This window comes from Pedobacter sp. (genome assembly GCF_045627485.1).
Taxonomy (GTDB): Bacteria; Bacteroidota; Bacteroidia; order Sphingobacteriales; family Sphingobacteriaceae; genus Pedobacter.
In genome coordinates this window covers 54,781-69,483 of record NZ_JAZQNU010000135.1, presented here as the reverse complement: position 1 = coordinate 69,483, position 14,703 = coordinate 54,781, and the positions used below count along the sequence as shown (strand labels likewise).

Below are 14,703 nucleotides of genomic sequence, written 5' to 3'. Positions count from 1 at the left end.
TAACAGTGATAACTATGTTAGTGCCGAGGAGCTTGCTTACATGTGTTTTACCAATTAAGAGATTAATATGCGATGTATCCTTATGATACCAAGGTTAAATTTTAACAAAAAATAACATTTTGAGACCTTAAAGCTTCCTATATTTAAGTAATCGTGCACGAAGTAACGGATTGGTTTTCAGGGCTTATTTTTTTTGATTCTTTTCGTTTTGTCGGGTATTGGTAATCATCACTTGAGTTTCAATTTTCAACACTATGAATTATTCAAAAGTTAATAACCTGGCCGGTTGGATGTGCTTTTTGATTGCAGCTACAACCTACATTTTAACTTTAGAGCCCTCCGTTAGTTTTTGGGATTCCGGAGAGTTTATAGCCTCGGCTTATAAAATGCAAATCGTGCATCAGCCAGGAGCACCGTTATACCTGATGTTGGAGCGGTTTTTTTCGTTATTTGCAATGGGTGATCTAACAAAAATCGCCTATTTTATGAATTTAGGTTCCGCTTTGGCAAGCGCCTTTACCATTTTGTTTCTGTTTTGGACAATTACTGCCTTAGCTAAAAAGTCGCTGATAAAAGCAAATGAGGATATATCTTTATCTTCAATAATAAGTATTATTGGTGCAGGTGTAGTAGGTGCTCTTGCTTATACTTTTTCAGACAGTTTTTGGTTCTCTGCAGTAGAATCGGAAGTGTATGCACTTTCTTCGCTGTTTACCGCCGTTGTATTTTGGGCTATTTTAAAATGGGAGGCCGTGGCAGATGAGCCCGGTGCAGATCGGTGGTTGTTGCTCATTGCCTATTTAATGGGGCTTTCGATCGGTATTCATTTATTAAACCTGCTTACCATACCAGCAATTGTTTTCGTTTATTATTTTAAAAAGACAGCAACTGTTACAAATTGGGGAATTATTAAAACCTTACTCGCTGGCATTTTAATAGTTGCTATTGTACAGTTTGGGATCATTCAATATTTAGTGTCCTTTGGTGCTTATTTCGACTTGTTTTTTGTCAATACGCTGGGCTTTGGTTTTGGTAGCGGCATAATTGTATTCGGGATTCTTCTGGTAAGTAGTCTGGCTTATGGCATCTGGTTTTCTATAAAACACCAACGGAGGGTTTTAAACCTGGCTTTTCTGTCAGTTAGCTTAATTATTTTTGGATATTGCTCATTTGCAATGATTGTGATCAGGGCACAGGCAAACCCAAATTTAAATAACAATGATCCGGATAATGCCTTTTCACTTCTAGGTTATCTAAACAGGCAACAGTATGGTGACCGGCCATTATTAAATGGACCTAATTACAACTCCGAGCCTGTTGCTATAAAGGAAGACGGTAATATTTATAGAAAAGGAAAGGATAAATACGAGCTTGCAGATGTAAAGGCTAGCTATGTGTATGAGCAAACCACCTTATTGCCAAGGATGCATAGTGATAAAGCACCGCATGCTGCATTTTATAAGGACTGGATGAGGTTTGATGATAGTCATTTCCCAGGCCTTATCGATAATATAGGTTTTCTGTTTTCATACCAGATTGGCCATATGTATATGCGCTATTTTATGTGGAATTTTGTAGGCCGGCAAAATGATGAACAGGGATTTGGGAATTATTTTGATGGTAACTGGTTAAGTGGCATTAAACCGGTTGACGCTTTGCGCCTGGGCAACCAAAATCAACTTCCACCTTCTATTACCGAAAGCAAATCCTATAACCGATTTTTCTTTTTGCCGCTTATCCTCGGTTTAATGGGGGCAGTATGGCAGTTTAAGCGTAATAAAAGGGACGCTGGTATTGTATGCCTCTTGTTTTTATTTACCGGCCTTGCAATTGTTTTATACCTTAATCAAACACCACTGGAACCGAGGGAACGTGATTATGCCTACGTGGGGTCGTTTTACGCATTTGCCATTTGGATAGGGATGGGTGCATTGGCAGTACATGATTGGCTGGTAAAAAAGGTAAGTTCAAAAACGGCTGCCATTGCGGCAACCGCATTTGCTGTACTTGCCGCACCATTAAACATGGCTATTGGCGGCTGGGATGACCATGACAGAAGTGATAAATTAGTTGCACATGATATTGCAGTAAATTACCTGAATTCATGTGCCCCGAATGCTATTTTATTTACCTATGCGGATAATGATACCTATCCTTTGTGGTATGCGCAGGAAGTAGAAAATATACGCCCGGATATTCGACTGGTGAATTTGAGCTTGTTTGATGCAGACTGGTATATCAACGGAATGAAACGTGAGCAGAACGAATCTGAGCCCCTGCCGATATCAATGAAAGAATCGCAATATGTACAGGGTGTTCGCGATGTGATGTATTATGAGGATTATAAGATTGCCGGACCTGTAGAGCTTAAAAGCATTCTTGAGGTGTTGCTTTCTGATAATCAGGTAGACAAGATTCAAATGCAGAATGGAAGGTTTGAAAATTTCATACCCACAAAAAACTTTAAGCTTACCATTAACAAAGCTGATGTGGTTAAGAATAAGGTTGTAAACCCTTCGGATACTGGGTTGATAGCGCCAGCTTTGAAATGGACCTTTAATAAATCTTATGTGACTAAAGGGACCCTGGCTATGTTTGACATCCTGGTGCATAATAATTGGAAAAGACCAATCTATTTTACGAGTGGCATGCCCAGGGAACAGTACAATGGACTAGATGATTATTTATACAATGAAGGTTTGGTGCTGCGGTTAATGCCTCTTGAAAAGGATGCCACTCCTGAAGCAGAAGCTATAAATGCGCCGGTTCTTTACAACAACCTTATGATTAAATTTAAGTGGGGGAACCTTAAAAATGCAAATTACTTAGATACCGATTCACAAAAGCATATATCCATGCTCACAAAGCTATTAAATGATACCACGTCGGCGTTAATTCAAAATGGCAGGCAAAATGAAGCGAGGAATTTGGTCGACCGCTATTTTGAAGTAATTCCCAATAAATTATACGGAATGCGGTCGTCAGCGGGATTATATTTTATGGCGGAGAATCTTTATTTATTAGATGATAAACGACGGGCAAACGCGCTGATAGAAAAATCTGCAGAGAACATAGTGAAAGAGCTTAATTATATAGCAGATGTGTCAGCGGTAAAAAACAGGTATGTTGAAGACCAAAATGTTCGATTCGGGTTGACATTTTTAAACGAAATGGTGCGACTAACCATTCAAAATGGAGAATCAGCATTAGGAGCACAATTAGAAAAGGAATTAAAAAAAATGAAGATGAGGTTTTCGTATACCTAGACTATCATTCACTACACCATGGCAAGCGGCGATTAAAACGATATTACTGAACATTCAGGCGGTTTTTAAAAAATTGACTTCCATTAATGTTAAAATTTCTTTTTATCCTCCCGTTTTGTTGGTTGCGAATTCTACATTTAAATAGCCAAGTTTGGGTAGGCTTAAAATTTGGTCACAACCACCGTTATATTTAATATTTTCCCTGGCTGCATTAACTCTTAGTTGAGTTTCAGTAAATTATCACCCATTGGAGCCTTCAAAAATACCTTTTTAGGGCCTTACTAATTCATTTATGAGGTAAAAACTGATAAGTACTAACTTAAGTTATTCTAAACCGATTAAAACAATACTTTGATTTAAATAACAGAAACGAAAACCCCATTTACGTGCTTTGTGTAAGTTGTTTTTACAGGGTTATATCGTTAACGATTACGTAGTTACAATATGCGTTACAACTGCGGAAAGCGTGATGCTGGCTTGTATTTAGTATGTAAATTCACCAATGGAAACTAATCACCCAGGTTGCTGCTAATTTAAATCCAAATGAATATAAAATTTATCGTATGCTGCTTAATAGTAATTATGTTAAGTAGTTGTTCCCGGCAAAGAAATCTAGTCTATTTCAGTGATCTGAAAGGAAACCGCGAAAACACGTCACAGGTTTTAGATGCTGGTGAACCTACAATTCTCAAAAATGATGTATTAGGCATTACTGTCAACACGACAAGTCCGGAATCAAATGTTCTATTTGCTTCTGTACCAAGTAATCCCACAATAAATGGCGTTTATGAAAGGGAAGGATACAGGATAAATAATGGAGGGAGTATTAAATTTCCTGTTTTAGGCCAGGTTAAGTTGGAAGGTTTAACGTTGAGCCAGGCCCAATCGTTAATGGAAACCAGCCTCGGAAAATATGTAAGTGATGCAATTGTAAATATTAAGTTCCTGAACTTCAGAGTTACAGTGATAGGCGAGGTTAATCATCCTTCAACATTTTCAGTATCCAACGAAAAGATTAATCTATTAGAAGCTCTTGGACTGGCCGGCGATATGACGGCATATGGAAAAAGAGAAAACGTTTTGGTGATCAGAGAAATAGATGGGGTTAGAAATATGGTACGTGTTAATCTGAATAGCAAAGATGTACTTAATTCTCCCTACTTCTATCTGAAGCAAAATGATGTGATCTATGTGGAGCCTGATAAAGCAAAGTCTGTTGAAGTAAGTAATAATAACCGGTTGATGCCACTTGTGGTTGCAGCAATATCTGCAGTTGCTGTATTGGCAACCACATTTTTAAATAGGTAATGCGAAATTTTTAAGATTTATTGCGATGACTTATCAAAAACAAATCCCCAACAACAATCAGGACTTTATGGTGCAGGTTGTAAAATATGCAAAGTATTGGTACCTCTTCCTACTTGCATTAATGATAAGCCTGGGATGTGCCTGGCTATATCTTCAGATTACCGTATCTAAATATAAAGTGACCAGTACATTACTAGTACAGGACGATTCAAAAGGAGATGGACTTTTAAAAGGTACTGCTTTTAGTGATCTTAATATGTTTAGAACTTCAAAAAGTGTTGATGACGAAATGGAGGTCATGAGATCCAGGGATTTGATTTATAAAGTATTGAAAGATCTTAAAATGAATGTTAATTACTTCCATAACCTTCCACTAAAAAAGAAGGAATTATATGGAAAATCTTTACCAATGGAAGTTGTTGTAAAAGAACTTTCTGATGAAGCTTATAAATTAAAACTTACGCTAACATCAATAAATGACAACCAATTTATTTTTGGTGAAAAAGGGAAGGAAACCATTTATAAATTTGGGAGTAAGATAGTTAGACCGGAATTCAGTATTGTGGTGCTAAAGGGGCCCAAATTTAAAGTCGGCGATAAAACTTTACATGTGGGTTTTGTAGATCTAAATGTATTGGCACAAAACTACAGTGCCAGTGGCTTAATTGTTTTACCAGTGGTAAAGGGTGCAAATACGGTTGTGATGAGTGTATTAGATGCTATACCACAACGAGGCGTGGATCTGCTAACCTCATTAATATACAGGTATAATATGGAGAATGTTAGCAATAAAAATTTAATGGCATTAAATACGATAAAGTTTATCGACAGCAAATTAAAAGTATTAACTACTAATTTGTCGGGGGCAGAACATGATGTTGAGAATTATAAAAGAAACAATAAGGTTACTGAATTGAGTGTGAATGCGCAGATGAACTTAGAATCTTCCGGAAGTTACAATGAGCAGCTTTCTACAAGTGAAGTGCAATTAAATCTTATCCAGTCTATCATATCTTATTTAAAAAATGGAAATAGTGAATTTGGACTTGTACCAAGCACACTAGGTATTAAAGAGCCAACATTGCTTAGTTTAATTGAACGGTTCAACAGTTTACAGATCGAGAGACAAAGGCTATTACGTAATAATAGCGCCAGCAATCCATTGGTTGTCAATCTTACCGAGCAATTAAATGGCATGAAATCAAGCATTCTTGAGAACTTAAATACGATAAAAAAAGGGCTACTTCTTGAGCAGAATACCCTAAAGAATAAAACACATCAATTTGCAGCGGAGTTGAACAGCGTTCCTGTTATTGAACGAGGACTAATTGAGCGGAGCAGAGAACAAAGTGTTAAGACTACGCTTTATCAGTATCTGCTTCAAAAAAGAGAAGAAACAGAACTTTCATTATCTGCAACGATACCTACTTCTCAAGTCATTGCCAGGCCTGGATATGATCCTAATCCGGCAAAACCTAGAGTAGCTTTGGTTTATATGCTTGGTATGTTTGCTGGTTTTTTTGCACCATTTTCTATCCTTTATGTGAAAGATAAGATGAATGATAAAATTGAAGACATTCACGATATCGAATACATTGCAGCAAACGGGAAAATTTTGGGAGAGCTTAGTCATAAGACAATCGGAGCGTCCATCGTAGTTCATAAAGGGAAGAGTACAACTATCTCAGAACTCTTCAGGTATATCCGATCCAACCTTCAATTTATGAATACCAAGGGGAGCAATAAAGTTCTGCTGGTAACTTCTACAACTAAAGGAGAAGGCAAAACGTTTTTCAGTATCAATTTGGGTATTACTTTGTCTTTAATCGAACAAAAGGTGGTGATACTTGAATTCGACTTACGTAAGCCCGATTTGCTGAATAATATGAACTTAAAAGCTAAAATAGGGCTTTCTGAATATTTGAAATCAGAGAAAGCTGATATTGAGGATATGTTGATTAAAGCACCACAATCTGACAATTTGTATGTAATTGGTTGTGGTGAAATATCAGATAGCCCCTCCGAAATTCTACAGAGTCCGAAGCTGAAGATCTTATTTCATGAGCTTAAAAAAAGATTTGATTATATCATTGTGGACACCTCGCCGGTTGGACATGTTTCTGATGCTTTTGAATTGTCTGAGTACGCGGATTCGAGCATTTACCTGGTTAGGTATAATTATACAAATAAGACAGACCTGGCCATATTTGAAGGGATCTGTGAGAGTAGGAGGTTGGTAAATCCAATGATTGTACTGAATGATGCTAAAAAGGGAAATAGAAGTTCTTACAGATATGGTGGGTATGCATACCCATCTTAAGGGTAGATAATTGAATTTGCTATTGAGGTGGGGATTGTGAGAGACCGGTAAATGACCGTATGTATCTAAAATCAGAAGTAAAAGGTATAATTTTCTTAAAGCTACCAAATATCATGTAAGTGAGGTAGCGAAGCTTTGCCCGGTCATCATGTTATTAATAGGTTCCGTTCAGAAATAAACTTTCGACCATGTCCTTAAGGAAAAAGACGATTTCAGGACTAACCTGGAATTTTGCACAACAGTTTAGTGTACAACTTATTGGTTTTGGCGTAACCATTATACTAGCCCGAATTTTATTGCCTGCTGAATTTGGCCTAATTGCAATGTTAACTGTATTTATAGCGGTGGGTAACTCGTTATTAGAAGGTGGTCTAACTTCATCATTAATACGTTCCTCTAATTTAGGCCAGGCAGACTATTCCACTGTGTTCTTTTTTAATCTTGTTGGGAGTGTAATTTTATATGTAATAGTCTACCTGTGTGCCCCTTTGATCTCTTCATTTTATAACCAGGATGCACTTTCACTGATTTTAAGAATCTATGCCTTAGAGTTTATTGTTAACGCATTTTTTAGCGTTCAGAATGCCCGGTTGACTAAGGAGATGAATTTCAAAATTCAGATGAAAATTCAGGTCCCTGCGGTACTGGTTGGAGGTTTTTTTGGTGTTTTTTTAGCACTAAATGGGTATGGAGTGTGGAGTTTAGTATGGATGGGCTTATTTCAGTCTTTTTTGTCTACAGTAATGCACTGGATTTATTCTGACTGGAGACCTGACTGGATGTTTAGCAAGATTTGTTTTAAAAGGCACTTCTCTTTTGGTTATAAAATGACCTTAACTGGTTTGCTTGAAATTCTTTACAAAAACATTTATGTATTAATAATTGGTAAAAACTTCTCTATTATACAACTCGGGTTGTATTCGAGGGCAGATTCAGTTAGTCAATTGCCAATTACAAATATTTCTGCAGTCATAAACAAAGTTACCTATCCAATGTTCGCTTCAATTGCTGATGATAACTTGAGACTGAAAGGGGTGTATAGGAAATTAATGCAACAAGTACTTTTTTGGAATGCCCCGGTCTTGATTTTGCTGGCTGTTATAGCAGAACCTTTATTCGGATTTCTACTCACCAGTAAATGGGTACCAGCAGCTCCATACTTTCAGATTTTATGCATAGCAGGTGTTATATACCCACTACATGCTTATAATCTTAATATTTTAAAGGTAAAAGGACGGAGCGATCTGATATTAAAGCTTGAGTTAATAAAAAAAATAATTTGTGTAGTTGGCATTTTATGTGTGTTTCCATTAGGTATATATGGACTATTATATTTCCAATTGCTCTTCAGTTTCCTAGCGTATTATATAAACTCCATATACAGTGGTAAAATCATCAACTATTCAATAGGGGAACAGATTTCTGATGTATTACCTATTTTAATGGCATCCGCATTCACTGGGCTGTTGTGCTATTTGGCTGATATGTTCTGCTTCAACAGACTTCAATTTCCTGACCTTATCCGCATAATCATAAACGGTATTTTTTTCTTTCTGGTTTACCTGGTAAGCAGTACATATTTAAGACTTGCACCAATTAATGATTTTAAACAATTAATCTTAACTAAATGATACCTGTAACCAAACCATTTCTTCCAAAAATCCACGATTTTGAAGAATACATTCACAGCATCTGGGAACGGCAGTGGCTCACTAATAATGGTCCATTGGTAAATGAACTTGAATTGAGGCTTAAGGATTATCTGGATGTTAAACACTTACTTTTTGTTTCAAATGGCACATTGGCATTACAACTTGCTATTAAAGCACTTGGTTTAACAGGAGAAATTATTACTACACCATTCTCATTTGTTGCTACAACAAATAGCATTATTTGGGAGGGATGCAAGCCTGTTTTTGTAGATATTGATGAAGGAACTTTTAATATAGATCCTAAAAAAATTGAGTCAGCGATAACACCTCAAACATCAGCTATTCTAGCTACACATGTTTATGGGAATCCTTGTGATATTGATTACATACAAGAAATTGCCGATAAATATTCATTAAAAGTTATTTATGATGCTGCGCATTGTTTTGGTACTAAATATAAGAACAAATCTGTTTTTGCATATGGAGATATAAGTACCACAAGTTTTCATGCTACAAAAGTATTTCATACCATTGAAGGAGGGGCAGTTTTTACAAATAGTCCCGAATTATTGAAAAAATTGGCCTTAATGAGGAACTTTGGTCACGACGGTCCTGATGAGTTTTCTGAACTTGGGATAAATGGTAAAAACTGTGAGTTTCACGCAGCTATGGGCTTGTGTAACCTGAAAGAGGTGGATGAAATTTTAGACAAAAGGAGGCTGTTGTCATTTTATTATTGGAAAGCATTAAGTACCCTAAAAGCTAAGTATCCCAAATTAAACGAAGATCTGGATTATAATTATGCATACTTTCCTGTACTTTTTGATAGCCAGGATTTAATGTTAAAGTGCTTAAAAGCACTGGAGAATGAGAAGATTTATTGTAGAAGATATTTTTATCCATCCTTATCAACACTACCTTTTGTTACGAGAGTCCACATGCCAGTATGTGATTCTATAGCTAAAAGAATCCTTTGTTTACCACTTTATCATACTTTAACATGCAGTGACCTTGATTTAATCGCCAGAATAATATTGCGGGTACAAAATTATTATCAACCTGCTCAAACAGCAAATAATAATCAGATCACTCCTGTAAATTATTTACACACTGAGTTTGCAGGTCTGCAGAACGATGTACACTAACTTCAAAAGAACAGATAATGGCAAAATCTAAAGAAAATCTGATGGTATCTGTGTGTTGTATTACTTATAACCACGCATGTTATATTGCTCAAGCTTTAGAAGGTTTTTTAATGCAGAAAACTAATTTTAAGTACGAAATTCTTATAGGTGAAGATAGTTCTACGGATCATACAAAATCAATCATTCAGGACTATTGCGGACGGTATCCCGGCGAAATTACGTTGATTAGCCACGAAAACAATATTGGAGGGATAAGGAATCATATCGATGTATTAACAAGGGCAAAAGGAAAGTATGTTGCGCTTTGTGATGGTGATGATTATTGGACTGACGCTACTAAACTACAGAAACAGGTAGATTTTTTAGAAGCAAACGAAGATTATGTTATCTGTTGTCATCATACTAAAGTAATTGATGACCAGGGTAATACTGTTTATTTAAAGGGTTATCCTGAAGCATTGGAGTTCGGTTATAAAGATGTTTTACTTGGGAAAAGGGAGGAAACAAGAATATGTTCTTTAATGATGAGAAACATTAAAGAAGTAAGGGATGTAATGGCCCAGAGTTGGTATACGAGTACTTACGGTACCGATACTTTTCTGAAGCTATACGCGGTAGCAAATACAGGTAAAAAGATTTATGTGCTTCCGGATGTAATGGCTTCTTATCGTTACCACAAAGGCGGAATATGGAGTATGATAGATCCAAAAGTGCGAAAATCGCGGATAATAAGCGATTTCAAATTGACAATAAAGAATTTCAAGTACTCGTCCTTTCAAAAAAGGCAATTATTGTATATCTATTTAAAGCAATATTTTTTATTCGACATCAGGTACTTTAATTTCAGTAGTGCATTTCAAACTATCACAAAATTATGGTAAAAGCACCTAAGTTGTTTTTTGCAATTAATAGCCTCAATGGAGGAGGAGCAGAACGCGTAATATCAAATCTCGTCAACTATTTTTATAAAAAGGGGTATGAAGTCACCATTGTTAGTTTAAATGACGCTAAACCTGCATATTTTTTGGAGAGCGGAATAAAAATCATTTCCCTGATAAATTCTGAAAGGAATGAGCATATACTTTATCGGATATGGTATGGCGGCGTTACATTTTTTAAGCTACTTTATTTATTATTCACCGAAAAGCCTGCATGCGTAGTGTCTTTTATGACATCTGCTAATCTATGGTTAGGGCTTACTTGTAATATCTTAAAAATACCTTATTTGGTCTCTGAACGTGTTACACCTGATTACACTGTAAATCAATTAAATAGCTTTTTAAGGTGGGTGTCCGCTCATATATACCGGAAATCAAAGGCAATAGTTATCCCGTCAAAGGGAATGGTTGATGGTTTTAGAAAAAATAAATCATTTAGGCGATTAAACAATTTTGAAGTTATAAATAATCCGGTGAGTCAGTTCATTCCTGCTAGTTTGAAAAGCGTATATCCCCGTAAATTTATCTTAAGTGTAGGACGTTTAGACCATCAAAAGGGCTTCGATTTGTTAATAGAAGCATTTTCGAAATTAGCGGTAAATGATGTTGACCTATTGATTTTAGGTGATGGTAAAGAACGTAAAAATTTGGAGCGTCAAATTAATAGCTTGCGTCTTAACGATAGGGTAAAATTGATCGGTTACCAAAATAATCTACAGGATTACTATAAACAAGCCGAATTATTCGTGTTGTCGTCAAGAAATGAAGGTTATCCAAATGTGCTTGTGGAAGCAATGAGTCTAGGTTGTGCTTGTGTGGCTAATGATTGTGAATATGGTCCGTCTGATATCATTGAGCATGAGAAAAATGGTTTGTTGGTGAAAGTAAATAATGTAAAACAGCTTTCTGAAGCAATAAGAAGAGCAATCAGTGATCCTGTCCTTAAAATTAAGATTTCTGTAAATGCTCAATTGATAAATCAGACTAATTCCCTGGAGAATACTTTTGCTAAATGGGAAAATCTTATACAAAACCACATTTAATCTATTCCCCATTTCAATTTCTTTTATAAGTTTTCTGAATATTAAATCTTAAAGATATGAATATACCTTTTTCTCCTCCCTTTATTGATCAGGCAGTGATTGATGAAGTACTTGATTGTCTTCGTGCTAACTGGATCACTTCCGGGCCAAAAGTTAAAGCTCTAGAGTATGAATTATTAAACCTGACGGGGACGAAAGCCGCCATTTGTGTAAATTCTTGGACATCTGGAGCAATTATGCTACTGAAATGGTTTGGAGTTGGGGATGGAGATGAAGTTATTTTACCGGCATATTCTTATTGTGCTACAGCCTTGTGTGTATTACATTGTGGTGCTACACCCGTCATGGTAGATATTTTAGATGACTTTACTATTGATCCTGTATTGGTGACAAATAAAATCACTGATAAAACCAAAGCCATAATTGGAGTAGATATTGCAGGGTTGCCTTGTAACTACAATGAGTTGCGAAAAATCGTAAATGATCCGCTTGTAAAACAGTTGTTTAATCCTGTTACAGCTAAGCAATTAGAGTTAGGGAGAATATTATTGATTTCTGATGCAGCACACTCTATTGGTGCCACCTATGATGGGCTTCCAGCCGCTCAAATGTGTGATGCTACAATCTTTTCATTCCATGCAGTAAAAAATATTACCACTGCTGAAGGGGGATGCATCTGTTTAAATCTGCCAGCGCCTTTAGACAATCAGGAAGAGTATAGTTTTTTAAAGCTTTACTCATTAAACGGGCAAAATAAAGATGCTTTCGCTAAATCTAAAGGTGCGAACTGGAGATATGATATTCTTTTTAAAGGTTTTAAAATGAATATGCCTGATATTTGTGCTGCTATAGGATTAGCTCAAATCAGACAGTACAATAAAACGTTGCTTCCACAACGTAAAAGGATATACCAAAAATATTGTGAGGCTTTCAAAAGTTATGATTGGTTTATTGAGCCAACAATGAAAGATGATTCAAGGGAGGCTTCTTATCATCTATTCCCTTTGCGTATTAAAGGGATTTCAGAGGTTCAAAGGGACCAGATTATAGAAGGGTTGGTACATTGGGATATTAATGTGAATGTTCATTTTATACCTATGCCAATGCTAACTTATTTCAAAAGTATTGGATACGCTATAGAAGACTATCCAAATAGCTATAAACAATATGCTTGTGAGATATCCTTGCCCATATATCCACAGCTCTTGGATATTGAAATTGATTTTATTGTTGAATGTGTTATTGACGCGGTACAACAAGTAAGAGTTGTTAATAATTTGGTAAAGGTACTCCTGTAAGAATTAAAAATCATGGATGCAAAAAGAATGTTCGATATAGTCTTCGCTGTGACGGGTCTATTGTTTCTGCTGCCATTTTTTTTTGTAGTCATTATTCTTTTGAAATGTGACTCAAAGGGGAGTGTTTTTTATAAGCAAATTCGAGTAGGCTTAAACCACAAGAATTTTGAACTGATTAAGTTTAGAACAATGTATAAGAATTCTGAAATCGGTGGCTTACTGACTGTTGGAGATCATGATACACGCATAACCCGATTTGGAAGCTGGCTACGAAAATACAAAGTTGATGAGCTACCACAGCTCATTAATATTTTAAGAGGCGATATGAGCTTAGTTGGCCCAAGACCAGAGGTGCTTAAGTATGTTTTATTGTATGATGCTTTTCAAAAAAAAGTACTTACTGTAAAACCTGGTATTACGGATTGGGCTTCAATCCAGTATATTGATGAAAATCAACTTCTTGCTAACGCTGATGATCCTGAAAAATTCTATATTAATACAATTATCCCATCAAAAATTACGCAGAACCTAAAATATATTGATAATCATAACCTTTGGGTTGATCTCAAGATTATTTCATATACAATTAAAAGAATTATTTTCAGATGAAAGTTTTAAAAATTCTGGATTGGCCATCTAAAAGATATTATGGTGAAACACATCATTTTTATCGCTGGAGGGATACTTTTCTGGATCATGGGCTGAAAGTGGAAATCTATTATGATCATAAGGATAAGAGGCTTCATGGAAGTGATTATTTGCTAATCCATTCTCGGTATTTTGAAGATGGATGGCAAAATATATTAACCAGAACATCCCAGAATGAGGATGAAATAATGGCATACTTGTTCAACATGAAAAATGAAACTGGCAGGCTAATTTGGTTTGATGCAGCGGATTCCACTGGTTCAAGTGATTTTCCGATTATACCGCTAGTTGATGTTTTCATGAAAAAGCAACGGCTCAGAGATATAAATTATTATACCTCCGAGAACCTGAATGACTTAAGAATTTGGCTAAATCCTGTGCCTGGAGTTCAGCGAACAACTTTTGCTCCATGCCCAAAAAATCAACTTCATAAAATTAAACTAGGGTGGAATTTAGCACTTAATGATTACAGGTACTATGGATATAAAATGAGCAGGCTAAGTAATTACCTGGCCTATAGTATCTATCCAACTCATTTGACACCTTATGATAAAAAAAGGAAATATGACCTTGCGTTTAGGGGGACGATCCATAAGGAAAATGGGGAAACAAGTATGATTTCCTACCAAAGGAATTATGTATTGGGGCTCTTTGAAAAATTGAATCTTATTATTGCAACCGGTAAAAATGTTAGTAAAGCAAAATACTGGAAAGAACTTAGAGATTCAAAGCTTAGTATTAGTCCGTTTGGTTGGGGAGAAATTTGCTATCGTGATTTTGAAACATTTATTGCAGGATCAGTTTTAATTAAGCCGTTGATGAGTCATTTAGAAACATACCCTGATCTGTATATTGAAAATGTAACATATGTCCCTGTGAGTTGGGGTTTACAAGACCTGGAAGAGAAGTTGGAGCACATGGTTGAACACTATGAATCGTGTAAACAAATTGCAAAGAATGCACAATTGCAATATTTTAATGCGGCTAATAACGCGCATAGCTTCATAAATTCTTTCAAACAGAATATTGATTAGCTCGGAATATGAAAATAATGGCCCTCGTACTTGTTATCTTGTATTTATACT

Annotated in this window: 10 protein-coding genes; all 10 read left to right on the top strand. The window is 36.0% G+C overall.

Features of this window, described 5'->3' with window-relative positions; genetic code table 11:
- The first annotated feature begins 254 nt into the window (after window positions 1–254).
- The 10 genes from ACR2F3_RS10465 (at window position 255) to ACR2F3_RS10420 (ending at window position 14,652) form a co-directional block, all read left to right on the top strand.
- Entirely contained in the window at window positions 255–3,266 is a 3,012-nt protein-coding gene (locus ACR2F3_RS10465; RefSeq protein ID WP_432709923.1) for a protein O-mannosyl-transferase family, read from the top strand.
- Window positions 3,267–3,848: 582 nt separating this feature from the next.
- Window positions 3,849–4,574 carry a polysaccharide biosynthesis/export family protein gene (locus tag ACR2F3_RS10460; protein WP_432709922.1) on the top strand — a complete coding sequence of 242 codons (726 nt, stop codon included), beginning with the start codon at window positions 3,849–3,851 and terminating at the stop codon, window positions 4,572–4,574.
- Window positions 4,575–4,599: 25 nt separating this feature from the next.
- Window positions 4,600–6,894 (top strand): GumC family protein, encoded by a 2,295-nt coding sequence (locus ACR2F3_RS10455; protein WP_432709921.1) that lies wholly within the window; start codon window positions 4,600–4,602, stop codon window positions 6,892–6,894.
- Between the two features lie 188 nt (window positions 6,895–7,082).
- Window positions 7,083–8,525: a lipopolysaccharide biosynthesis protein gene (locus ACR2F3_RS10450; RefSeq protein ID WP_432709920.1), complete on the top strand. Its 1,443-nt coding sequence runs from the start codon at window positions 7,083–7,085 to the stop codon at window positions 8,523–8,525.
- Window positions 8,522–9,691, top strand: coding sequence for a DegT/DnrJ/EryC1/StrS family aminotransferase (locus ACR2F3_RS10445; RefSeq protein WP_432709919.1), 1,170 nt, complete (start codon window positions 8,522–8,524; stop codon window positions 9,689–9,691). Before ACR2F3_RS10450 ends, ACR2F3_RS10445 begins: the two co-directional genes overlap by 4 nt.
- 17 nt (window positions 9,692–9,708) lie before the next feature.
- The gene (locus ACR2F3_RS10440; protein ID WP_432709918.1) at window positions 9,709–10,572 is read left to right on the top strand and encodes a glycosyltransferase family 2 protein; all 864 of its coding nucleotides are present in this window, start codon (window positions 9,709–9,711) and stop codon (window positions 10,570–10,572) included.
- On the top strand, window positions 10,566–11,672 hold the full coding sequence (locus tag ACR2F3_RS10435; RefSeq protein WP_432709917.1) for a glycosyltransferase family 4 protein: 1,107 nt from the start codon (window positions 10,566–10,568) through the stop codon (window positions 11,670–11,672). The genes ACR2F3_RS10440 and ACR2F3_RS10435 overlap by 7 nt, the downstream gene beginning before the upstream one ends.
- 56 nt (window positions 11,673–11,728) lie before the next feature.
- Window positions 11,729–12,970 (top strand): DegT/DnrJ/EryC1/StrS family aminotransferase, encoded by a 1,242-nt coding sequence (locus tag ACR2F3_RS10430; protein ID WP_432709916.1) that lies wholly within the window; start codon window positions 11,729–11,731, stop codon window positions 12,968–12,970.
- 12 nt (window positions 12,971–12,982) lie between these two features.
- The gene (locus ACR2F3_RS10425) at window positions 12,983–13,579 is read left to right on the top strand and encodes a sugar transferase (RefSeq protein WP_432709915.1); all 597 of its coding nucleotides are present in this window, start codon (window positions 12,983–12,985) and stop codon (window positions 13,577–13,579) included.
- A complete protein-coding gene (locus ACR2F3_RS10420) occupies window positions 13,576–14,652 on the top strand; it encodes a glycosyltransferase family 1 protein (protein ID WP_432709914.1) in 1,077 nt (358 codons plus the stop codon). The genes ACR2F3_RS10425 and ACR2F3_RS10420 overlap by 4 nt, the downstream gene beginning before the upstream one ends.
- Window positions 14,653–14,703: the final 51 nt, after the last annotated feature.

Coding starts and splice junctions, on each gene's coding strand:
- ACR2F3_RS10430 (WP_432709916.1), top strand. CDS start 11,729: ATGAATATACCTTTTTCTCCTCCCTTTATTGATCAGGCAGTGATTGAT.
- ACR2F3_RS10445 (WP_432709919.1), top strand. CDS start 8,522: ATGATACCTGTAACCAAACCATTTCTTCCAAAAATCCACGATTTTGAA.
- ACR2F3_RS10440 (WP_432709918.1), top strand. CDS start 9,709: ATGGCAAAATCTAAAGAAAATCTGATGGTATCTGTGTGTTGTATTACT.
- ACR2F3_RS10460 (WP_432709922.1), top strand. CDS start 3,849: ATGTTAAGTAGTTGTTCCCGGCAAAGAAATCTAGTCTATTTCAGTGAT.
- ACR2F3_RS10435 (WP_432709917.1), top strand. CDS start 10,566: ATGGTAAAAGCACCTAAGTTGTTTTTTGCAATTAATAGCCTCAATGGA.
- ACR2F3_RS10450 (WP_432709920.1), top strand. CDS start 7,083: ATGTCCTTAAGGAAAAAGACGATTTCAGGACTAACCTGGAATTTTGCA.
- ACR2F3_RS10425 (WP_432709915.1), top strand. CDS start 12,983: ATGGATGCAAAAAGAATGTTCGATATAGTCTTCGCTGTGACGGGTCTA.
- ACR2F3_RS10455 (WP_432709921.1), top strand. CDS start 4,600: ATGACTTATCAAAAACAAATCCCCAACAACAATCAGGACTTTATGGTG.
- ACR2F3_RS10420 (WP_432709914.1), top strand. CDS start 13,576: ATGAAAGTTTTAAAAATTCTGGATTGGCCATCTAAAAGATATTATGGT.
- ACR2F3_RS10465 (WP_432709923.1), top strand. CDS start 255: ATGAATTATTCAAAAGTTAATAACCTGGCCGGTTGGATGTGCTTTTTG.